Origin of the sequence: Limnoglobus roseus (genome assembly GCF_008254045.1) — a bacterium.
In the GTDB taxonomy this organism is placed as follows: Bacteria; Planctomycetota; Planctomycetia; order Gemmatales; family Gemmataceae; genus Limnoglobus; species Limnoglobus roseus.
The window spans coordinates 2,359,954-2,382,634 of sequence record NZ_CP042425.1 but is presented as its reverse complement, the minus strand read 5'-3'; the positions used below and the strand labels follow the sequence as shown (position 1 = coordinate 2,382,634).

Below are 22,681 nucleotides of genomic sequence, written 5' to 3'. Positions count from 1 at the left end.
CGGGTGAAGCCGCGGAACTTATGACGCTACAGGCTTACCGCAAGCCGATCGACAGCGAAGTCAGTAGCATCGTGAGCATCTGAGTTGTGACACTTGACCCCCACGAACCGTTGGGGCAAACGCCGGGCCGGAGTGTTCGCCACGCAAGCACGGTCGGTAAGAATCGGCAACCCGGCGACGCGCAATGGGCTGACACTTTCGTTGTGCTCACTTCGTTCCTGGCAACCCAGCGGGGTGTGGGTGTGAAGATCAAACTCGCAGTCATCGCGGGACCTCATAAGGGTCGAGTATTTGAGTTTGATGGGCATGACACGCTCCTCGTTGGCCGTGCGCCCGATGCGCACCTTCGTCTGCCGGAGGGTGACCCGCATTTCTCCCGCCGTCACTTCTTGGTGGAAGTTAACCCGCCGCGCTGCCGCGTTATCGACCTGAACAGCCGAAACGGAACACTCCACAACGGACTCCGTGTCAAAACGGCCGATGTGGTTGACGGGGACGAAATCGGGGCCGGGCATACCGTCTTCAAGGTGGTGGTATTCGCCGATTCCCCCCAACAACCGCCAACGCTTGACTTGCCCGCTTCTGGGAACCTTACGGACGATCAAACGGGTGATTACGAGGCACACCCGACCATTCCCGGGCATAAGATCGAGGGCGAAATCGGGCGGGGCGGCATGGGAATCGTTTATCGAGCGACTTGCCTTGCGGACGGGAAGACCGTCGCCCTGAAGACCATTTCGACCGCCCGCGAGGTCAATCGCAAACAAATCGATCGGTTCTTGCGTGAAGCCAGAATCCTTGGGGAATTGAACCACCCTAACATCGTTGGCTGTCGGGAAGTTTCCGAAGTCGGTGGCATCGTCTATATGACGATGGAGTTCGTGAACGGCTCAGATTTGGAATCGCGGCTCAAGTCAGAAGGACCAATCGACTTGCGGACCGCCGTCCGGATTATCTGCCAGGCCCTCGGAGGCCTTGCCCATGCCCACGCGAGAGGCTTCGTTCATCGTGACATCAAACCCGCGAACATATTAGTGGGTCGCGACGGATCGAAGCGTTCGGCCAAACTCGCAGACTTCGGGCTTGCTCGTGCCTATGAGACGTCAAAACTCAGCGGGCTGACAATGCAAGGGGAGATCGGCGGAACGCCACTCTTTATGTCTCCCGAGCAAGTCACGCACTATCGAGAGGTCAAACCCGCAGCCGATCAATATTCGGCGGCGGCAACACTCTACCGGCTGCTCACGAAGCAATACACCCACGATTTTCCGAGGGGAATTGCGGCCCAACTCGCCCACGTTGTTTCTGTAAAGCCAATTTTAATCACGGCACGGCGGGCCGACATCCCGACGGAATTAGGAGCTGTAATTCATAAAGCGCTCAGCCAAGACGCATCCGACAGGTACCCGAACGTCATGGCGTTTCGCCAGGAACTAAAGCGATTCGCATGATGGTTCAAGTCGTAGAGATCACTCTGGTTCCGAAGAAAAACAAAGTCTAAAACCAAAGTCGGCATTCGCCATGTCGTGCGGTCGGCCCATTCGATCTCCGACCTTGCACCAATCGCGACTGGAATAGAACGAACCCCCACGCATGGCCCTCTCCGAGCGCGGACTGCCGTGAATGACAGTCGGGTCGGTAACGTCCCCTAGCGTGTTCAGGCTCGCCCGGTACTCATCTGCGCACCAGCACCATACGTTTCCAGTCATGTCGTAAAGCCCGAACGGATTGGCTTTAAACTTCCCGACCGGCGAAGTGAACGGTTCACCGTCGTCATGCGAAGACGCTCCTGGGCTGCTCCATGCCTTCAACGCGCTCTGATCCGCCATGTTCGCATAGCCCTCCGTGGATGAGGGATCGTCGCCGGTGAAATACCGTGTTTCCTGTCCGCCACGGTTAGCGTATTCGTACTCCGGTTCTGTTAAGAGTCGGAGACTCATCTTCGTGTCCTTACTCAGCCATTTGCCGAAGGCGACGGCGTCGTCCCAGGTCACATTGACAACCGGATGTCGGTCCGTCTGCAACCACCCGACCGACTTCCACGAGTAATCCAGTTTGCGATACACAAACTTCTTGGACGTACGGTCATACCCATTTGCAGCCAGGGACTTGGCCTCATAAGCTGACAGGTAATTCTCAAGCGAGACGAATTCCCGAAACTGACCGAGTGTCACGGGATACTTGGCGACCCATAGGTCTTTCGTGAACGTAACGCGATGCTGAGATGTCCCTTCGGAGGGACGAGCACTGTCGTTTTTAAGGCCCATCAGAAAACCGCCCTTCGGGATCTTCACGAAATCCATCGTCGTGTTCCCGCACTTTAAAGTTCGGACGATGCGCGTTCGCTGCTCTCCCTTCCAATCGAAGGACTCAGTCTTCTCATTCGTGCCGTTTAGAGTGCCCGGTTCTGAAGACGGTGGTCCAACTGGGCGGGGAGCGGTTTTCGATGCGACCTTTTCGGTATTGGACTCTAGAGTCGAAGGCGCGCTGTTCGCTACCGCCTTCGAGGTGGCCGACACTCGAACCGTCACAATGCCCCCCTTCTTCAGGGTGAATTGGGACGTGTCCAGCGTGAGGCCGTCCGCACCTTCGACACGAATGCCATAAGCTCCGGCCGTGATCTTCTTCTCGCGGTCGCTCGGCGCAAGAGTGTAGCGTGTTTTGCCATCCGCGCCGGTGAGGATCACCTTGCCATCTTTTATCCTCGCCTCGATCTCGGGGTCGCTGATTTCAACAATGAGAGTGCCATTCGATGTCTCAACTCTCAGCACGACGTTGGCGAGCCATGCCACCCCGATCAAAGCGACGATCGAAATGGCGATACCAACGAGGCGACGATTCTTGTTTGTATTCCTCCGGCGAGGACGACTGGGAACATCGATCTCGGAGAAGGCAGATGCCGATTCAGGATCCGACGGAACCGTTCTGGGTGTAACACCAGGAAGAGCAACGGCCGAAATTACCTCGGCACTCATCACGGGAGGATTGAGGTACTGGTCGAGTGCTTTCGCCATTTCCGACATGTTGGGGAATCGCGACGTCACTTCCCTCGACATGGCTTTACGACAGATCTCCTCCAACCGGGGATCGATGTTCGCGAGCAACCCACGAACGGTCGGGACCGGGCCGGAAAGAATCTGACTGGCGATCGCGATGAACGAGCCAGTGTAGGGGGTTTGTCCCGTCAGCAGCTCGAACATCACGACGCCCAAGGAATAGATGTCACTCGACGGACCGACGCCAACGCCTTTGAGCTGTTCCGGGGACATGTAACTGGGCGTGCCGAGTACGCCGCCGTCGTGAGTCAACTTGGGTTGGTTCACTCCCGCGTGGTCCGCACCACCGATTCGCATTGCCAGCCCGAAATCCATGACCACGGGTTCGCCGTCCGCGGTCATGACCACGTTCGCGGGCTTTAAGTCGCGGTGAACGGTCCCCTTTTTGTGGGCATGGTCGATAGCAACCGCCACCTTGCGGACGATCTCCGCAACCCGCCGTTCTGGCATCGGAGAATCGGGATCAATCTCGGAGTCAAGCGACGAACCGGGAATATACTCCATCGTAATAAACGGACGCCCGTTGATCGTCCCCGCGTCGTAGACCGTGCAGATGTTGGGGTGCTTCAAGACTGCTGCGGATTGAGCCTCCCGGATAAATCGCTCGGCACGATTTCCATCCGACACGCCGAAGAAAGGGATTTTTAACGCAACGTCGCGTCCGAGTTGCGAGTCCGTGGCGAGATAGACCGCTCCCATACCGCCTTGGCCGAGCAGTCTGAGGACTCGGTATCGACCGAACTCCGCGGGAAGGGAGGGAAATGGATTTTCTATCGCAATCCGGCCATTTCGTTTCGTGTCGCCTTGGCCGTCAAGGGTCGCGTGAGCGATAAATGTGAGGCCGCACTTGGGACATTTGACATTGCGCCCATTGATCTTATCGGCACCAGTGCACGCGGCCCCGCACGCTGGCGAAGGACATTGGACTCGGATGGCCATAGTAAGCCTCACGCGGGCGGGGATCGCGAGTTCGTTTTAATTCGCCGTTCGCAAGAACGAGAGTGACAGCGTAGGCGCTAGAGCGGTTCGGCACTAGGTCTGTGTCGCGGACACTGCCGCGAAGGTGTCAAAGAACTCGACGAGTTCGACGACCTCCCCGCCACGGAACCGAAACACGTCGGCCTTGGCGGACGTCGCCACCTTATTCGTCTTGCGGCTCTTGAAGGCGACGCGGCTGAGGACGACCACCCGGTCCCCTTGCTCGATGAACTCATCGACGGTGTAGTGGACCATCTCCCAGTCGGCGTTCAAGCCGGAGAAGTACGCTTCGACCGCCCCCTTTCCCTTGTGGCCGCCGGTGAAGGCGGACCCGGCCGCCACGTCGCCCGGGCTCCGCAGGATCACGTCATCGGAGACGATGGCCAGCCAATCCGGCACGCTCGCGCCCTTCGTCTCGTGCCACCGCTCGTATGCCTTCTGCAACTTCGCGACGTTTTCGCTCGGCGTGTCCACGGCGTTCTCCTGCAAGAGGGGTTCTCAACGACTCAACCCGAGATGAACAACGGTGAGCCCGGTGGTAGAGTATTACCCGACCTCTTTTGGCGTCACGTCCTTTATCTCGATGGACGCGATGATCGGGGGCATCACCCGATCCAACGCTGTGTAATTGAGGGCGACAATTACGGTCGCGAACAGCGTTTGAGACGTCTCCTTTGAAACGCTCACGTTCCGCCGAAACACGCCAGGACGGGTGAGGTTTGAGAAGGCATCGTACTCATCAGAAGTGAGGAGTGTCGCGAAAGGGAACCGATGGCCCTTCTCACCGACGAAGAAGAACGTGCCACCCGATGCGACAACCGTGTGGACCGTGGGGTATGTGTCTTGAATTTGCCAGGTGATGGCAACTTCGTCCATCTGATGTCCCAATCGAGCGAAGAACCGTTTGCCCTATCGTACTGCCGCTGCTCGGCAAATGGAGGAACGGCCATCGACACCGTCCGACCGTAAATTTTCGGGTTTGCGATAATATTTGGGGATCCGCTTTCCCGTTTGCGGGCAATACCCGCACGCTCTCTCGCTGCGGCGACACTTCAGGACATCCGACATGGCGACGTCCCGCGTATTTGATGCCCTGCACGCCCTGGCCCGGCCCGCCGAGGAAGGCTCGGACAACGAATGCCTCCAGCGGTTCTTGGCCCGACAGGACGAGGCGGCGTTTGCCGAACTCGTCAAGCGGCACGGGCCGATGGTGTACGGCGTGTGCCGTCGTGTCCTCAACGGCGGCGCGGACGTGGACGACGCATTCCAGGCCACGTTCTTCGTCCTGGCTCGCCGGGCCGGGAGCGTTCGGGGTGGCCAGTTGGGGGCGTGGCTATACGGGGTAGCGGTCCGGGTCGCCAACAAGGCCCGAGTCCAGGCGGCCAAGCGGAGGGCGCGACAAATGGCGGCGGCCCGGCCGGAAGCGGTACCCTCCACTCTGCCCCAGGCAGACCTGTGGGCGGTCATCGACGAGGAACTCGGTAAGTTGCCCGACGACCTGCGGCTCGCCGTCCTCGCCTGCGACGTCGAGGGCAAAGCGCGGGTGCAGGCCGCCCGCGACTTGGGGTGGTCCGAGGGGACCGTCGCGAAAAGGCTGGCGAAGGCCCGGGAACGGTTGGCCGAGCGGCTGGCCCGCCGCGGCATCTCGTTGAGCGCTGCGGCGTTAGCGGCGGCCCTCGCGGACGGGGCCACGGCGGCCGTGCCGGGGGCGCTCCTCGCCGAGGCCGCCCGGCAAGCTGTTTCGTTCGCGGTCGGCGGGGCCGGTTCCCCCGCGGTTCAAGCACTCGCGGAGGCGGTCATGCGCTCACTCGAAGTTGGCGTACTTAAGGCATGGGTATTCGTCGGCTTGTTGGGTGTGGCACTGGCCGGCGGGAGCGTGATGCTCGCCGGTGGTTCCCCGGACGAGAAGCCCACTTCCGGGAAAGCAGCCGTTCCGAAAGTCGTGGAGAACGCACCGAATGTGAGACCCGCCCCGGTCAAGTGGAAGGGAAAGGCCACCTTGGACATGCCCGGCAAACTCCCGGTGTCGGTCGTGTCTTCTGGGGACGGCAAGGTGATTGTTGTCGGCGACACCGACGGCAAGGTGACGGCGTTCGATGTGACAACGCAGAAGAAGCGGTGGCAGACGGAGGTCGGCGGTTCGCACGCGGCCGTGGCTTTGTCGGCCGATCAGAAGACCGTTTACGCCACGTTCCCGAGCGGCATTCGTCTGCTCGATGCCGCCACGGGCGCGAGGCAGGAACTGGAAATACAGCCGTTCCAAAAGGGGGACGACCCGGCGACATCCGTTGCCGCGTTCCCGGACCTCGGGAACGGGAAGAAAGGACCGAAGATCGCGTTCGGCAATGCAATCCATGCTTATGTTGCGTCGTGGACCGTGGACGCCGCAACGGGCGGGGTCGTGCCCGGTAGTTTTGCCGGCAGTCTGGACTTGCCGATCATCAAACGGGGCGAGCGGCCGGCCGACGGCTACGCCGTCCCGCTCGCCGCCGACCCCGCTGGCCGGTACGTGCTCATGACCGCGAAGATCCCCGACAAGAACAAGAACGTCCTGATGGCCCACTGGCTACTCGAAGAAGAAAACCCGCCCATCCCACTTCTCGTCGGCCACACGGCCCGAGTCATATCAGCCGCGTGGTCGGCGGACGGCACGGCGATCGTCTCGGGCGACGCCGACGGGCGGGTGATCGTGTGGGACGGCAAGACGTTCAAGGAGAAGCAGCGGCTCGAACTCGGCGGCCGCGCTGCCGCCCTTGCGATCAGCCGTGACGCGACCCACGTTGCCGCCGTGGTCCTCGGCAAACAGGCCGACTTCTACGTTTGGGCGACCGCCTGGCCGACGAACACGATGAAGCCGATCCACACCGACGCCGACGACTTTGACAGTCCGACCGTGACCGCGAGTCTGGCCTTCTCGGCGGACGGAAAACAACTCGCCGGCTGTTCGGTCAACAAGGTCTGGCTGTCTCGACCCGGCGAACGAATTGGCAAGGTCCGCGTGTGGGAAGTCGCCGAGGAACTGAAGGCGGCAAGCCCGAAGGAAATTCCCCCTTCGACACCCGTCTCCCCGAACGCACCTACCACCCTGCCGCAAACGGTGCCCACGCATCGGACGGCCGTGTTCGCATGGGCCCCCGACGGAAAATCGCTCATCGCCGGCGGCATCGACGGCGTGGTCACGGGTCGTGATGCCGCCAAGCTAACGGAAGGCTTCGGAAGGGTGCCCAACACGCGGCGAGTCAACCCCGGCCCGCAAGCCATCCACGCCGCCGCGTACAGCCCCGACGGGAAATTCTTTGCCATCAGTCACCGAGACGGCGTGTCGATGATCGATGGCGTGACTCACAACGATGCTCTGTTCCCGCGACAGAAAGAGCCGTTGATGTGCGAGCCGACGGCCCACCCCTACGCGGTCGCGTTCAGCGCGAAGGGCCGCCTGTTCGCTTACGGCACGGCGGGCGGCACCGTTCGCGTCCTCGACACGTGGACCGGGGACGTCCTCCAGGCATTCAAGGCCCCACTCGTGGCATCGCCACAAACCCCGCCCGAGCGAATCGCCGAGCCCGTGCCACTCGCCCTCGCCTTCAGCCCCGACGGCACGAAGTTGGCGTTCGGCGTCAACGCCCTGGACCCCGGCTCGGCCGCTCGCGTTCGCGTCGTCGAACCCCGAACCGGCCGGCCGCTCGGTACGGTGGACGGCACCGACGGGGTTGCGGTCCTCGCCTGGTCGCCAGACGGCAAGCGCCTGGCCACCGGCGGGCTACGGACGGCGACGGGTTCCCTCTGGGACGCCGATGCCGACAAGGCGGTCTCGACGCTCGGAGCCCGTGGCGGGTTGATCCGTGGTCTGTCCTTCCTGCCCGACGGCAAAACGCTCGTCATCGCCGAACACGCCGTCGATCCACAATCCGCCGGTCGGGTGCGATGGCACGACTTGGCAACGGGCAAAGACATCGCCTTTCTCCCGCTCGGCAAAGGTGAGACGCCGGGTGGGGCGGCAGTCTCACCCGACGGGGCGATGCTCGGTGTGTCTACCCTCGACGCGGCCGGACGGGGCACCTTAAGGCTCGTGTCGCTGACCGAGGCCGACAAGCCTGGCGCCCCTCGGTGGAAGGTCGAGAAGACGATCATCGAGCCGCCCATGCAGGTGACCAAGATCTCGTGGACGGCCGAGAAACCGGTCACCGACCCGCGGTTCGACATCGAGGCCCTGGCCGTCTCGCCCGACGGCAAGCGGTTCGCGATCAGTTACGGCGGCCGAACGGAAGGGTACGACCTGACCGGCATGAAGAAGCTCTACACGGTTGAAGGCCGGTTCCCGCGGTTCGTCGGCGACGGCTTACTCACCTGGGACGGGCACGCCGCCGCGTACGATGCCGCAACCGGCAAGGAGACCAAACAATTTCCTGCGGCGAAAGGTGTACTCGCCTGGCAGACCGCCGCGTTCAGCCCGGACGGAAAGAATGTGGCCGGGTTCGACGGAGATGACGTGCACCTGCGGGTCGTGGCGACGGGAGCGGAGGGGGGAAAGTTGAAGGCCCCGCCGGCAGGCCCCGGCCAGACTCGGCTGTCCCGTTTGGCTGCCGCCGACGTTGCGTGGTCGCCCGACGGTACTCAGGTCGCCGGGTTCATGGCATTAAACCGGGGGGACAACAACATCAACGGCGGGCCAACCGTCTGGGACGTGGCGACCGGGTCTTGCAGGTCTAGTCTCGAGCGGACGCTTTCCGCACGAACGCCGCCTCGGCAGAGGAACGAAGACCAGATTCGCAACACAGTCCTGGCGTATTCGCCCGACGCTACCATGATCGCCGTCGGCACGAACACGACCGAGCGGGCGTCGCTGGCCCTGTTGGACGCTGCCACGCTCAGGGTGCTCCGGCCCGGAATGATCCCGAACTACGGAACCCAGGCCGGGGGCGTGGAGCATTTCGACCTGACCGCCGCCGCTTTCTCGCCGGACGGCGCGACGATCGCGGTCGCACTCCGCCGGTCCACGGACAAGGGCCCACGGACCCGCGTCGAGATTTACAACACACAGGACGACAAATTTTCCAGGGACCGGAAGGTGTGGCACGACGTGCCCGACCTTGCCCCCGACACCCCGCCGATCACGGGGCTGGCATACACGACGGACGGCCGCACCCTGATCGCGGTCACGGGGTCTGGCGTCGTACCCGTGCCGAACAAGCAAGCCGCCGTGCATAGCATTCAGGTTTGGCGGAAGGCTTCCGGCAGCTAACGAATCGGCCCGCCGCCTCAGAACCAGAAAAACTCTGGCCACACTCTTTCACGAGCTTGGCCTCGTAGCGGGATGAAGTGGCAATCGGGATGGCGTGGCAATCGTGACGACGGCCGTTCGTGACGTTCGCCAAGACACCGATGCCGACTGGGACGATTCCGAAGGCGTCGATCCTGGCCCGGATCGACCGCGCGGCCGGCCAGCTACTTCCCAGACGCTCTCGACGCAGGCAGCATTACGGTTTTGCCGGTGGCGGCCGAGCGGCGGGCGGCATCGAGGATTTCGGTCACGGTCAGGTTGGTAGCAAGGGACGAGAGCCCGTCCGGCTTGACGCTCCCCCGGACCACGGCCCGCAGGTACGTGACGGGGTCATCCTGGGGACTCGGAAGGGGCTTTGCCGTGACGAGTTCTTCCGCCCCCCGCCCGCGACGGACGCGGACTTCGTTCTGCCGGACGGTGAAGACCGAGCCGGTCTCGCCGTAGACTTCCATGTCTTTTCGGTCGAAGGGCCAATTCCACGACGCCTGGATGATCACCTGCGCTTTCGGATAGCTCAGAACGATCGTGGCCTCGTCGTCCACCTTGGCGTAGATGTGCGGCTTGATCTGCTGGGTGACGGCCGTCACGGTGTCGGGCCGCTTCCCGTCCAACAGCCAGGTGGCCAGGTCCGCACCGTAACACCCGAAGTCGAACAGTGCCCCGGCCCCGTTCAGCTTCGGGTCGGTCAGCCAGCCCAGGAACTCGGGCCCGCACCCGATTTCTTTGGGACCGCGGTGGCCGTCGTGGACTACGATCTTGCGAACGTCGCCGAGGGCCTTTTCTTGGACCAGGTCGTAGGCGGCGCGGTTGCTCCGGTACCACGTCGTTTCGTAGTTCACCAGGACGTGGATCTTGCCTTCGGTTGCCGCCTTCTCCATAGCGAGGCCGTCCTCGAAGCTCACGGCCAGCGGCTTTTCCATCATCACATGAACGCCCTGCTTCGCGCAGAGTTCCACCACGCGGCGGTGGTCGAACGTGTTCGTGTAGGCCAGAACGGCCTCCGGTTTCACCTTGCTCAGCATCTCCTTGACTTCGGAGAACAGCAGCTCCTGGCCCAAGTCATATCGCTTCGCAATTCGGGCCGCGAGCTCCGGGTCCGGATCGGCGACACCGACGATTTCGATGTCCTTCCGTTTCCGGTTCGCCTGGAGGAACCCCGAGACGTGACCGTGCACGAGGCCGACGACGGCGACGCGGAGGGGCGGATCTGCCTTCCCGGAAGCAGGCTGTTGGGCGATTGAGGCCCCACTTAGTATCGGTTCGGTGACGGCGTAGCGTGTGGCAGTCCGTACCCGCAATGGCGGATGTAGGCCGCACACTCGTCCGGCTGGAACACCCGCGACACCGACGCCAGGAATGTAAGGAGGGTCGGGACAGCCCGGTGGCCGTCCGATCGGAGGAGCCGCTTGAGCTTGGCGAATGCCAGCTCGATCGGGTTCAGATCCGGCGAGTACGGGGGGAGGAACACCAGCCGGCACCCGGCGGCTTCAACCGCCGTCCGGACGGCGGCCGACTTGTGACACGGCAGGTTGTCGAGCACCACCGTGTCACCCGGTCGCAGGGCCGGGACCAAGACGGACGTGACGTAGTCGCGGAACCGATCCCCGGTCATGGGCCCGTCGAGCACCTGGGTGGCGACCATCCCGTCGGCACGGACGGCGGCCGTGAAGGTCAGGCTCTTGTAGTGACCGTGGGGGACCGAACCGACGACCGGGTCGCCCCTGGGGGCGTACCCGTACCGCCGGTCCATGGTCGTGTTGGCGGCCGTCTCGTCCACGAACACGACCCGCGTCGGGTCGACGGCCGGGGCGGTGTCGCTACGCCAGGCGTCGCGGGCGGCCCGCACGTCCGGCCGGTCCTGTTCGGCCGCCCGGGTGACTTTTTTTGAACGTGTACCCGAGCCCGCGGACGGCGGCCCACAGGGTGGACAGGGCCACCGTGACCTTCAACTCGCCGCGGAGTTCGACCAGGGTCAGGTCCGGGGTGGCGGCCAGGAGTTCGCGGATGCGGTGGTGGTGGGCGGCCAGTTTCGCGGCGCGGGTCGGGCGGGCGACGCGGGGGCCGACTTCGCCGGTCTGCCGATGCCGCTGCCGGAGCCGGCGGACCCAGGCCGGGCTGACGGAGAACCGGTCGGCCAGCTCGGCCGTGCCGTCCCCGGCCGCGGCGGCCTCCAGCACCCGGACCCGAAGATCGATCGAGTACGCCCGCATGTCGCGCCCTCCTGGCGAGGTGTGAGGGTACGCCATCAGACGTGGGACACGCTAGATCAGGTTCGAAACGACACTAACGAGAAGAGAACCAGAAGGGCGACGACGGTAAACCGCAGCATTTGGTCACCTCAGTGCTCGACTTCGGAGCATCTTCACCCGTTCTATCCCCGATATCGATGCGTTCAACGTGAGCCGTCCAGAACTTGACGCACCTTGGTGGCCAGCACCTCGGGCGTGAACGGCTTCTGGAGGAACGGCACCTCCGCCGACACCCCGTGCCGCACCACCGCGTCGTCCGTGTACCCGCTCATGAACACCACCCGCGCCTCCGGGTGTTTCGCCGACACGCCGGCCGCGACCGCTCGCCCCCCCGCCCCGGGCATGACCACGTCACTCAGCACCAAGTGGATCGGCCCGGCGTGCTCGGCCGCCACCCGCTCGGCCGCCACCCCGTCTCCCGCCACCAGTACCTTGTACCCGCAGCCCGAAAGGACGAGTTTCACCAGCCCCCGCACGGCCGTCTCGTCCTCGACCACTAGAACCGTCTCCGTCCCGCGCGGGAGCTTTCCACCCGATTTGGTGGCCGTAGCCGCCTTCGGGTCATTTGTTCGTGGCAGGAGTACCTCGAACGTGCTGCCCTCGTTCATTTTCGACCGCACCCGAACGTGCCCGCCCGCCTGCTGTACGATGCCGTACACCGTCGCCAGACCCAGTCCCGTCCCCTTGCCCACTCCTTTCGTTGTGAAGAACGGCTCGAACACCCGGGTCTGCACCTCCGGCGGCATCCCCGTCCCGGTGTCCGCCACCGACAGCACCGCGTACTGACCGGGCGGTACCTCACCGTCGCCGGTCACCGTTTCGTTCCGCGAAGAGATTGTTAGGGCACCGCCGTCGGGCATGGCGTCCCTCGCGTTCACCGCCAGGTTGATGAGCACCTGTTCGAGTTGCCCCGGGTCGGCGAGCACCGGCCACACGCCCGATCCGAAATCGGTCACCAGCCGGATGTTTTCACCGATCAGCCGCCGCAGCATCCCCGTCGTGTCCCACGCCGCCGCGTTCACGTCGAGCACCCGAGGGGCGACGATTTCCTGGCGGGCAAAGGCGAGGAGCTGGCGGGTGAGCGTGGCCGACCGTTCACCCGCCCGGCCGATCTCCCGCAACAGCCCGGACACCTCGTGCTCGGCCGCGAGCCGGTCGATCGCAAGTTCGGCGTACCCGTTGATCACTTGCAGCATGTTGTTGAAGTCGTGCGCCACGCCCCCGGCCAACTGCCCGAACGCTTCCATCTTCTGCGACCGCCGGAGCCTCTCTTCCAAAGCGTGCCGGGCGGTGACGTCCTGGAGAGACCCCCGGACCCGGACCACCTTGCCCTCCGCAACCACCGGCCGGCAGATCGCCCGCACCCGCTTCTTCTGGCCGTCGGCCGCGACGAAGTCCAGCTCCAAGTCGTAGGGGGTGCCGCGCTCGCAGGCCGCCCGCACGGCCTCGGCGATCCGCTTGCCGTCGTCACCGGGGAACCGGGTCAACCCTTGGCCCATGTTCTCGGCCGTCCCCCCTGGGGCCAGATTGTGGATGAGGAACGTCTCCTCCGTCCAATCCGACGCCCCGGTAGACGGGTCGAAGCTCCACCCACCGACATGCGTCATCTGGGCAGTCTCTCGAAGCAATTCCTCCTGGTCCCGCAACCGCTCAATGATCCGCCGCCGGTCCGTCACGTCGGTGATCACCCCGACGAAGTGGGTGACGCGACCCGCCTCAACGACCGGGGAGAGCGAAACCTCGTTCCAGAACGGGGTGCCGTCCTTGCGGTAGTTGAGCAACTCGACCGTTGCCGCCCGCGACGCACGAATGGCCTCCCGCAGAACAAAGACCGTGGCCGGGTCGCTGTCCGGCCCCTGGAGGAACCGGCAGTTCCGACCGAGTACTTCGGCCGCCGGGTAACCGGTGACCCGTTCGAACCCGGCGCTGACGTAAATGAGTGGGTTGTCCGGCCGGCCGACGTCCGTGATGACCAGCCCCTGCGACGCCGCGCGGATGGCCCGCTCGCGCAGCCGCAGTTCCTCCTCCGACCGCTTCCGCTCGGTGACGTCGCGGAACAGAACGCCGACGTGAGCCCCGCCGTCCACCTTGAAGGCGTACACATCGTACCACCGGCCGAGTTCTTTGGCCCGGCTCTCGAACCGGACCGACTCACAGGTTTTGGCCACCCGCCCGTACACCTCGAACCAGTGCGCCTCAAGCGCCGGGGCGAGTTCCCGTATCCGCTTGCCAACCGCGTTGCGAAACCCGGTCTGGTCCGCGAACGCGGCGTTCACCTCGACGAACCGGTAATCGACCGCGACCTCGCCGTCGAACAGCACGTCGATGATGCAGAAGCCTTCATCAATGGAGTTGAACAGCACACGATATTTCTCTTCACCCGCCCGCACCTCCGCCGTCCGCTCCTCAACCCGCCGGTCCGACTCGGCCTTGGCCGCCTCGGCGGCGTCCAGTGCGGTCACGGTTTGCCACGCGGCGGCGGCGAACCGGGACAGGCTGCCGAGTAGCCGGGCGTCTTCGGGGTCGAACCGGCGCTCGGGGGAGTGGGCGATCACCCAGACCGTGCCGACCGGTTTACCCCCCGAGTGAAATGGGATGAGGACCGACTCGACGATCGGCGGCTCGACGGCGTTCGGATACGGGAAGTGCCGCTCCGGGTACGAGAACATCAAGGCCGAGTCCCGCTCGAGGACAACCCCGCACGGGCTGGCGTCGCGAGCAATCGTGCCGCCGATATTGGGAGCGAAATCCCCGGCGATCGCGTGCCAGCGGAACGTGTCGCCCGAGGGTTCCAGGATCGAAACCCCCGCGCTCTCCGCGCCGCACAGTTCCTTGGCCAGTTCGGACAATCTGCGAAGCAAGCCGCGGGGATCATCCGCTAACGTTTTTGCTAACTCGGAGAGGGCGCGGGCCTCAGCGAAGTGATCCGGCGGTCGGGAGGGGCGTCGGGACAATTCCGCAGTGGTCAGTACGGCACTCAGGTTAGTAGTGGTGATCACATTCACTGGGTGTGAGCCCTCGCCGGCCGCGGTGCGAAAACCAACAGAATCGTTCGCTCAAATGTTCGCAGTCGAAACGTGCGAATTCCCTCGCGTGCTTTCTATGAAGAGAGCCGCTTCAAGAACCCTATGTTTGACCTTTGCTATTACCGTGCCCAGAACGAGGCAAATGTGTCGGGAAATACCACGGCCGGTAAAAGTGGATGCGGTTCTCGGTTAAGCATCGTGGCTCAGGGGTGGGACACACAGAGTTAAAAGGCGGAAACCGGCCTGCGTTAGCCTGTGGCTATAGTGGACCCCATTTGCGAGAACAAAAACCGACGAATTTAAGCTACTCCTTCGCCGGCTCTTTTGACCGTCCGGCCCGGTACACCTCGGCCGGGGTCTTGTACCCCAGTGACTGGTGCAAGCGGGCCTCGTTGTAGAAGGTGAAGTACGCCTTCAACCCCCGCTCCAACTCGGTCACCGTCTCGTATCCCCGCAGGAACACGTCCTCGTACTTCACCGTCCGCCACAGCCGCTCGACGAACACGTTGTCCAGGCACCGCCCCCGGCCGTCCATGCTCACCCGCGCCCCGGCCGCCTCCACCCGCTCGACCCACGCCCCGGCCGTGAACTGCACCCCTTGATCGGTGTTGAACACCTCCGGGGTGCCGGCCGCCAACGCCTCGTCCAGCATGTCCCGGCAGAACGCCCCGTCGAGCGTGTTCGACAACCGCCAGGCCACCACGTACCGGCTGTACCAGTCGATGGTGGCGGCCAAGTACATGAACCCGCCGGGCAGCGGCAGGTATGTAATGTCGGCACTCCACACCTGCCCGACGCGGTCGATCGGCACGCCGCGGAGGAGGTACGGGTACACCGGGTGGCCCCGCCCGGCCGACAGCTTCGGCTTCGGGTGGATGGCTTCCAGGCCCATGACCCGGAGCAACCGCTGGACCCGCTTGCGGTTCGCCGGGTGGCCGTTGCGGGCCAGCCACCGGGCGATCCGCCGGCTGCCGTAGAACGGGCAGGCCGTGTACTGCTCGTCGATCCGCCGCATGAGGGCCAGGTTGTCGGCCGACTCCTCGGCCGGCCCCCGGTAGTACGTGGCCCGGCCGAGCCCGACCAGTTGGCACTGCCGACGGACGCTCAGGTCGGCGTGCCCGGGGTCGATCAGCGGCCGCAGGTCGTCAACCGAACGTCGCAGCTTTTTTTTTCACCCAGTCGAGCTCGACCTTGAGCCGGCCGATCTGCTCGTACAGCGCGGGTGTCTGGTCGTCGCCGGGGGCGACCGCCTTCGCTCCGGCGGCGAACACGGCCTCGGCCCCGGCCAGGAGTTGCTTCTTCCACCCGTGGATGAGGGTCGGGTGGACGCCGAAGTGGGCGGCCAACTCGTTGACCGTCTTGTCGCCCTTCACCGCGGCCAGAGCGACCTGGGCTTTGAACGCCGCCGTGTGGGTCTTCCGCTTCGCCGTCATCAGGACCACCTCCGAGGGCCGCCAGAGTAGCTTACCTGGCGGTCTCAGTTTCGGGGTCCACTATAGGCGGAATGTCACCGCCCGTCCGCCCCGCTCAACTCGGCCCGCGGCCTACCGCCTCCGGAGATACTTGGCAGTCTGCAATTCCATCCCGTTCGGCGGCGTGTCGGCTAACTCTTGTGCGACCTCCGAGGGCTCAAACCCATGCTGGACGGCGTCGACGAACTCCTCACTCACCCGATCAAGGGTAATCGTCGATCGCGTAATGTGCGTCGCCCGGACGCTGCCGTCGCTGCCGAACAGCACCACGAGCAGCGTGACCACGAGCGTCGCGAACCCCGCCATCGACAGGTACATGCTGCTCGGCAGGTTGAGATTCTCATCGATACAGAGCCCCACGCCGATCAGGGCGGCACCGATGGCGACGCCGACCCACACCAGTTGACCGATCAACGGTCGCCTCCGAAAGTGCTCGTCACACATCGGGAGGTGAACCGTTGCCTTCTGCTGTGTCAGGGCTACGAAGATGAACCACGGCAGCAACCCCAGGAACACAGTGAACTGGGCCCACTGCGGAGTCCAGGTGAACCGCTCGACCTTGACCTCCGTTGCGGCGGCACCGCACTGGACGCACACCGGCGGAAGATCTTCGAGTTCGTACCGTCCGAGTTCAATCGTGGCCATGGCTCACCCAAGGGGAAACGCAAAGGGCAAGCCTAGAACACGAACCGGGGCGATGCGATCCTAACGCGCACGTCGAAGTTTTGCCGAGGCCGCATGCCCAACGGTTCGTTCGGAGCCGGGGCTCGTACACTGAACCTCGGACTCCGCCCGGGTTCTCAATTCCCCCTCCGGGCATCCACCATGGCCGAATCGGTTATCGAACTCCGGAACGACGGCGCCACGGCCCTCCTCAGAGCCGGGACGGTTTCGGACTTGGCCCCGCTCCAGGACCTGCCCGACGTCCGGCACGTTTGGCTGGCTGAAATCCGTGTCACGTCCGACGTCCTCCGCTTTGTCGCTCGGTTGCCGCAGATCGCGGCCGTGTCGATCGCCAACGCCAAGCTGAGCCGAGTCCAGTTCGCCATCCTCGACGGCCTGCCCCCGGGCACCGCGGTGAAGGTGTACGACCAGGACCACAACAGTCCGGCTTGGAACGAGTTCCGCCGTCGCCGGGCGAACCGGGTCGCACGCCTCCCCGCGGACCGGCGGCAGGAGGCGGCCGAGCGGTACGCTCAGGGCATCGCCTTGATCGGGGACCGGCCGTACGACGGCGGGCGGACCGTCGAGATCAGTCACGGCGACGCAGCCGACGAGGACATCCGCCACCTCCGCTGGCTGCCGCACATGGAGACCCTGAATTTCGGCCGGTGCTGGGGCGTGACGACCGCCGCCCTCACCCACCTGGCAGGGCACCCGACGCTCCGCACGCTAGACCTCAACGGCCTGAAAATCACCGCCCCGCTAAAACCCCTCGCCCGTTGCCCGGCCCTTGAGGACCTCGAACTCTTCCCGGACGAAGGGTTGGAACCCAAGGACGACGACCTAGCCGGACTGGAGAAGATGACCGGACTTCGGCGGTTTAAATGCTGGACTGGCGGCTTCGGCGACCGGACACTCGCCCGGATCGGCCGCCTGGCCCACCTGCGGCAGTTGAGCGTGCCGTTCGGCGAACTGGCCGGGGACGAGAGTCTGCGACACCTGTCGGGCCTCTGCGAGTTGGAAATGCTGTTGCTCGGCACGCCGACCCCGCTCTCCGGCGAATGCCTCCGCCACCTGGCCGGGCTGACTCGGCTTCGAGCCCTGCACTTGTACCTTGAAGCCGGGGACGGCGACGGGCTGCGGCACCTCGCCGGGTTGAGCAGCCTGGAGTTCCTCACGCTCTTCGGCAACGGGGTGACCGACGCCGGGGTTCGCCACCTGCACGGACTAACCTGCCTCCGGGTCGTCCAGTTCCCCACGTCCAAGGTGAGTGCGAAAGCGGCGACGGCCCTGGCGAACGCACTCCCCCATGTCGCCGTCCACCTGACAAAGTCACTCGTCAAATCTCCGCGGCCCGTCGTCAGCTTCAGCCGCCGCTCGGCGGGCGGGTTTGTCTCGGCCCTGATCCCGACCCACTGGACGGAACGGTCGGCCCGCGACAAGCAGTCGATCGTGTGGACGGAAGACGGGTTCGAACAGTACGACCGGGACTGGTCGTTCTACGGGCAAGACGTGCGGGCCGCGACCGTCCGGCTGTGGGTCCAGGACAACCCCGAAGAGAAGAAGGCCGCCGACTACCTGCGGGCGTGCGCGAAGGAGTGGGGGCGGATGCCGAAGCGGTTCGAGACGGGGGTCGTGAAGGTCAAGTCGGGCGGGGACTCGGCCGCCGCGGCGTTCCCGCGGAACGGGGAGTCGTGCCTGACCGGGGTCGCCATGCAAGCGGGCCGGGCCGGGGCCGTCCAGTGCGAGGCCGCCCCGAAGCGGTACGCGGCGTTCCAGGGGCTCTTCAAGTTCATCGCCGGGTCGATACAAGTTGGTCCCAGTGCGTCGCGGGACGAAAAGGTGGACGTGCCCGTCGGCGAGTTGGTTTGACGCGAAGCACAAGGGCCGACTTTGCCCGTCATCTGGTGACGCATTCGTTCAAAGAGGCGCATTTCGCCACTTACCCGCCCGAACTGATTGAGCGGTGCATCCTCGCGGACTCGCCCACCGAGGTGTGATTCTCGACACATTTTTCGGGGATACAACCGGGCTGGTCGCCGACCGCTACGGTCGTCATTGCCTCGTGATCGAACTCACCCCTGGCCACCTCGAGATCGCCGAGCGGCGGCTTCGGAAGGATGCGGGGATGTTCGCTGACATCGTGATCTCCGGTTGACCTACTCTGAACTACTCATCCAATAAACAACCCGAGGTCAGCGGCTCAGGCGCACCGTCCACCGCGATTGGCCGTTCCGCAGCCTTCGTCGCGTCCGTCAGCATCCCATCCAGTTCGCGGAGCATTCCGGCCGAGTATCCGGGCCAGAGCCGGACAATCTTTCCACCGACCACCAGAGCCGTGTACGCGGACCGCTTCGCCCCGAACTCCCGTGCGATCGCCCGATCCACATCGGGCACCATCCGATAGGGCGACCGGAACTTGTTCGCCCACTGGTCTGCGGCACTCGCATCACCTGCCACGACACCGACGACCGCGACCCTGTCCGCGTGAGCCTCGTGCAGCCGGCCGACGAACGGCTCGAACGCCTCGCTACACGGGCAACCGGGCAGGATGAACACCACGACGGCCGGATGATCCAGAGGCAGCAGAAGGCGAGCCACCAGTTTGCCCTTCTCACTCTCGGCGTCCGATCGCATGAACGGAGTGACCGGGTGGCCCAGACGCGGCGGCCGCAGGTACGCGGCCACAAGAGCAGCGGCGGCGGCGGCGAGGAGCAATCCAGTTACAATGCCTCGTCTCATGCTGGTTCTCCAGCGAGTACTGCTGTCCCCGGCGCGGCCGACTTCCGCTTCCGGCCGATCTGCAGGACCATCGCGGCGGTGAGCAGGCAAAGCGCCCCGGACGTCAGGAATGCCCGCTCGTAGTCGCCCATCCACGCCCGGACGCTCCCCGCCCCGAGCGTCGCCACCGCCGCACCGATCTGGTGGGCCGCCACGATCCACCCGAACATGATCCCCGCCCGCGCCCGGCCGAACGTGTCCGCCGTCAGCCGCACCGTCGGGGGCACGGTTGCGATCCAGTCCAGTCCGTAGAACACGGCGAACGCCGTCAGCCCCCATCCCGTGTCGCCGAGCGCGAACGGCAAATAGATCAGGGACAAACCCCGCAGCCCGTAGTACCAGCACAACAGCTTGCGGTTGTCCCACCGGTCCGAAAGCCAGCCCGAGAGGGTGGTGCCCACCAGGTCGAACAGCCCCATCATGGCCAGCAACGCCGCCGCCCTGACTTCGGGGATGCCCTGGTCCACGCACGCCGGGATCAGGTGCGTCCCGACTAGCCCATTGGTACTCGCCCCGCACACGAAGAAGCTGCCCGCCAGGAGCCAGAAATCCCGCGAACGGAGTCCGTCCCGCAACCCGCCGAGTGCCACCGCGACCGGGTTGGCGGAAACGGCCGGGCGCGCCTCGACTTCGCCCTTAGCACCGTACGGGCGCAGGCCCACATCGACTGGCCAATCCCGGAACAGCAGCGCGATAAGCGGGACGATCAGAGCGGCCGCACCGGCCACGACCCACACCGCGGACCGCCACCCGTGCTCCTGGATCAGCGCCGCGAGCAACGGGAGGAACACGAGCTGGCCAGTAGCCGCGCTGGCCGTCAGCACCCCGAGCACGAGCCCTCGGCGTTCGGCGAACCAGCGGTTCACGACGGTCGCCCCGAGCACGAGGGCCGTCATCCCGGTCCCCCCGCCCACCACTACGCCCCAAAGGAGCACCAACTCCCACGGAGTCGTCATCAGCGACGTGAGGGCGACGCCCGCGCACACGACAGTCAGCGACAGGACGACCGTGCGACGCACCCCGAGGTTGGCCATGAGCGCCGCCGCGAACGGGCCGATCAGCCCGTACAGCAGCAGGTTCACGGACACCGCGGAGGAGATCGTGGCGCGGCTCCAGCCGAACTCGCGTTCAAGGGGGACGATGAGCACGCCGGGCGTGGAACGCACCCCGGCGGATACGAGCAGGATCAGGAACGTCAGGCCCGCAACCACCCAGGCGTAGTGCAGGCGAGGCGGTCGATTCTGGTACACGGTCTTCCCTCGGCAATCGGGCGGCTTCCTGTTTACATGACGAACGTCATGAATAATAATTACGGTCGTCATGTAAACTGTCAAGAAGCACCCGGGGAGCGCGTTCATGAGAGTCAGCCGTAAGCAGGCCGAGGAGAATCGCGAGGCCATTCTCGCCGCCGCGTCGCGACTCTTCCGGGAGAGCGGGTTCGAGGGCGTCGGCGTGGACGCCGTCACGCGGGCGGCCGGGCTCACGCACGGCGGGTTCTACGGCCACTTCGCGTCGAAGGACGAACTCGTCGCCGAGGTCTGCGAGCGGGCACTGGCCAAGTCTCTGGAGCGGTGGACCGCCCTCGCCCAGAAGGGTGCGTCACTGGCCCCGATCGTCTCCCACTACCTCTCTGCGAAGCACCGCGACAACCCCGGCGAGGGATGCGCGATGTCCGCACTGGGTACGGAGGCGGGGCGTGGAAGTGAGCGGGTTCGCAGGGCGTTCACCGCCGGGGTGCGCCCGCTGCTCGGCGTGCTGACGGCAAATTCTCAGGAAAACACCGAGTCCGGTCGGCGAGAGGATGGTCTCGCCATGCTGGCGACACTCGTGGGGGCCGTGGTGATGGCTCGGGCGGTCGACGACCCGGACTTATCGGATGAAATCCTGAATGCGGCTTCCAAGTCGCTCGGGCGGGGCGATACCGCCCGGTAGTTACCGCAAACCAAGGCACGCCGCGCCCACCGCCACGACCAGGCACGCGACCAAACGCCGCCACCCGAGCCGCTCGCCGAGGAACAGCCACCCGAGAACGGCCGCGACCACGACGCTCGATTCCCTCAGCGCCGAGACCGGCCCCATCGGGCTGATGGTCGCCGCCGAGATGACGATTGCGTATGCCACAAGCGACACCGTCCCTCCTGCGGCCGACCGCAGCGTCGGGGTATCGAGTCGGATGCGGGTTTCGGCCGTCCATCGCCAGGCCCATACCGGAATCATCGACAGACCGTTGAGGATGAACAACCACGCGGCATACGCCCAGGAGTTGCCCGACGCCCGGCTGCCCAGCCCGTCGATGACGGTGTAGCCCGCGATCGTCACTCCCGTCAGCACGGCGGGGACGATGACCTGCGACAGTTTGCCGCCCCGCGCTTCGCGGGCCAGGCCAAATATCCCGCCGCAGACCAGCGCGATCCCGGCGAGAGTAATGATGTCGAGCCGTTCACCCGCGACGACCGCCGCACCGGCGGCCACCAGCATTGGGGACGATCCGCGAGCGACCGGATAGATCACACCGAGGTCGCCGTGCCGGTAAGACGCCACCAGTAGCAGGTTGTACGCGACGTGGAGTGCGACCGAGAGAAGGATGTAAACCCAGCTCTCCGCATAGGGGACCGGTAGGAAGGGCACGCAAACGGCGGAGGCGAGGCCCGCCGCCCACGCCATCACCGTGATCGAATGCAGCCGGTCGCTGCCGCCTTTGAGGAGGGCGTTCCACGATGCGTGCAAAACCGCCGAGAAGAGGACCAGGCCGGCAACCCAAGGGCTCATAGATCAGCGGGCGACATGCGTGCCCTCTCAAAAATTTGACTGCTCTAACGGCTCCGACGGAGGGCCGCGTCGGTGTTAGTCTATCGGCCTCGGTCCGTGCGGTCGGCGGCCGCACGAGACGCCTTCCGGGTGTTGGCCGGCGACGGCCATGAGTTCCGGCTGTCCCGGATGTCGAGACCGCCCTGGGACGACTGACCGGGACAAAGGAACCACCGACTCATTGACAAAGCACGACACTGCGTGTGTGCCGATGGACATTCGACGTAGCGTTTCATTCACAATGAATTTGTCCGAGTTCTGCCCGAGATGGCGTAGCAAACGGACGAAAACAGTGGAAGCCGATTCACGCTGGGCCTACCGGCAATCGCGTCAAAAGAATAATTGTGGCTGTGTCTTCTGACTCACT

General features: G+C 64.8%; 17 protein-coding genes. 5 read left to right on the top strand and 12 right to left on the bottom strand.

What is annotated here, in order from left to right; genetic code table 11:
- Window positions 1-242: 242 nt before the first annotated feature.
- Window positions 243-1,451 (top strand): protein kinase domain-containing protein, encoded by a 1,209-nt coding sequence (locus tag PX52LOC_RS09900; RefSeq protein ID WP_168218898.1) that lies wholly within the window; start codon window positions 243-245, stop codon window positions 1,449-1,451.
- An 18-nt stretch (window positions 1,452-1,469) separates the two neighbouring features.
- On the opposite strand, the gene PX52LOC_RS09895 is transcribed toward PX52LOC_RS09900, so the two are convergent.
- From PX52LOC_RS09895 to PX52LOC_RS09885, 3 genes are all read right to left on the bottom strand, one after another.
- A complete protein-coding gene (locus PX52LOC_RS09895; RefSeq protein WP_149109945.1) occupies window positions 1,470-3,995 on the bottom strand; it encodes a bifunctional serine/threonine-protein kinase/formylglycine-generating enzyme family protein in 2,526 nt (841 codons plus the stop codon).
- A gap of 93 nt (window positions 3,996-4,088) precedes the next feature.
- Window positions 4,089-4,508, bottom strand: coding sequence for a nuclear transport factor 2 family protein (locus PX52LOC_RS09890; protein ID WP_149109944.1), 420 nt, complete (start codon window positions 4,506-4,508; stop codon window positions 4,089-4,091).
- Window positions 4,509-4,580: 72 nt separating this feature from the next.
- A complete protein-coding gene (locus PX52LOC_RS09885; RefSeq protein WP_149109943.1) occupies window positions 4,581-4,910 on the bottom strand; it encodes a DUF6194 family protein in 330 nt (109 codons plus the stop codon).
- A gap of 190 nt (window positions 4,911-5,100) precedes the next feature.
- On the opposite strand from PX52LOC_RS09885, the gene PX52LOC_RS09880 reads away from it, so the two are divergent.
- Window positions 5,101-9,276 (top strand): sigma-70 family RNA polymerase sigma factor, encoded by a 4,176-nt coding sequence (locus PX52LOC_RS09880; protein ID WP_149109942.1) that lies wholly within the window; start codon window positions 5,101-5,103, stop codon window positions 9,274-9,276.
- A gap of 203 nt (window positions 9,277-9,479) precedes the next feature.
- Here PX52LOC_RS09880 and PX52LOC_RS09875 read toward each other — a convergent pair whose 3' ends face one another.
- The 6 genes from PX52LOC_RS09875 to PX52LOC_RS09850 all read right to left on the bottom strand — a co-directional run bounded on the left by PX52LOC_RS09875 (window position 9,480) and on the right by PX52LOC_RS09850 (window position 16,707).
- Complete coding sequence (locus PX52LOC_RS09875) at window positions 9,480-10,634, bottom strand: Gfo/Idh/MocA family protein (RefSeq protein ID WP_261368393.1); 1,155 nt, start codon at window positions 10,632-10,634, stop codon at window positions 9,480-9,482.
- Window positions 10,565-11,161 carry an IS630 family transposase gene (locus tag PX52LOC_RS09870; RefSeq protein ID WP_149109941.1) on the bottom strand — a complete coding sequence of 199 codons (597 nt, stop codon included), beginning with the start codon at window positions 11,159-11,161 and terminating at the stop codon, window positions 10,565-10,567. The genes PX52LOC_RS09875 and PX52LOC_RS09870 overlap by 70 nt, the downstream gene beginning before the upstream one ends.
- Entirely contained in the window at window positions 11,133-11,525 is a 393-nt protein-coding gene (locus PX52LOC_RS09865) for a helix-turn-helix domain-containing protein (protein ID WP_168218896.1), read from the bottom strand. The genes PX52LOC_RS09870 and PX52LOC_RS09865 overlap by 29 nt, the downstream gene beginning before the upstream one ends.
- A 182-nt stretch (window positions 11,526-11,707) precedes the next feature.
- Window positions 11,708-14,563, bottom strand: coding sequence for a PAS domain-containing protein (locus PX52LOC_RS09860; RefSeq protein WP_261368408.1), 2,856 nt, complete (start codon window positions 14,561-14,563; stop codon window positions 11,708-11,710).
- Between the two features lie 331 nt (window positions 14,564-14,894).
- Window positions 14,895-16,026, bottom strand: a protein-coding gene (locus PX52LOC_RS09855; RefSeq protein ID WP_390637529.1) for an IS3 family transposase whose coding sequence is annotated in 2 segments (ribosomal slippage) — window positions 14,895-15,743 and window positions 15,745-16,026 — 1,131 coding nt in all. Because the reading frame shifts where the segments join, the coding sequence is not laid out codon by codon here.
- Window positions 16,027-16,134: 108 nt separating this feature from the next.
- A complete protein-coding gene (locus tag PX52LOC_RS09850; protein ID WP_149109938.1) occupies window positions 16,135-16,707 on the bottom strand; it encodes a hypothetical protein in 573 nt (190 codons plus the stop codon).
- 180 nt (window positions 16,708-16,887) lie between these two features.
- On the opposite strand from PX52LOC_RS09850, the gene PX52LOC_RS09845 reads away from it, so the two are divergent.
- Window positions 16,888-18,597, top strand: a complete 1,710-nt coding sequence (locus PX52LOC_RS09845) for a leucine-rich repeat domain-containing protein (RefSeq protein ID WP_149109937.1) — start codon at window positions 16,888-16,890, stop codon at window positions 18,595-18,597.
- A 124-nt stretch (window positions 18,598-18,721) separates the two neighbouring features.
- Entirely contained in the window at window positions 18,722-18,883 is a 162-nt protein-coding gene (locus PX52LOC_RS09840) for a site-specific DNA-methyltransferase (protein WP_149109936.1), read from the top strand.
- An 11-nt stretch (window positions 18,884-18,894) separates the two neighbouring features.
- On the opposite strand, the gene PX52LOC_RS09835 is transcribed toward PX52LOC_RS09840, so the two are convergent.
- Both PX52LOC_RS09835 and PX52LOC_RS09830 read right to left on the bottom strand, forming a co-directional pair.
- Window positions 18,895-19,467 (bottom strand): redoxin domain-containing protein, encoded by a 573-nt coding sequence (locus PX52LOC_RS09835; protein WP_149109935.1) that lies wholly within the window; start codon window positions 19,465-19,467, stop codon window positions 18,895-18,897.
- Window positions 19,464-20,756: an MFS transporter gene (locus tag PX52LOC_RS09830; RefSeq protein ID WP_246173681.1), complete on the bottom strand. Its 1,293-nt coding sequence runs from the start codon at window positions 20,754-20,756 to the stop codon at window positions 19,464-19,466. Before PX52LOC_RS09830 ends, PX52LOC_RS09835 begins: the two co-directional genes overlap by 4 nt.
- 106 nt (window positions 20,757-20,862) lie before the next feature.
- Between PX52LOC_RS09830 and PX52LOC_RS09825 the strand changes: the two genes are divergently transcribed.
- Window positions 20,863-21,438 (top strand): TetR/AcrR family transcriptional regulator, encoded by a 576-nt coding sequence (locus PX52LOC_RS09825; RefSeq protein WP_149109933.1) that lies wholly within the window; start codon window positions 20,863-20,865, stop codon window positions 21,436-21,438.
- Here the strand turns inward: PX52LOC_RS09825 and PX52LOC_RS09820 are convergent, their stop codons facing one another.
- A complete protein-coding gene (locus PX52LOC_RS09820) occupies window positions 21,439-22,275 on the bottom strand; it encodes a DMT family transporter (RefSeq protein WP_149109932.1) in 837 nt (278 codons plus the stop codon).
- Between the last annotated feature and the right edge of the window lie 406 nt (window positions 22,276-22,681).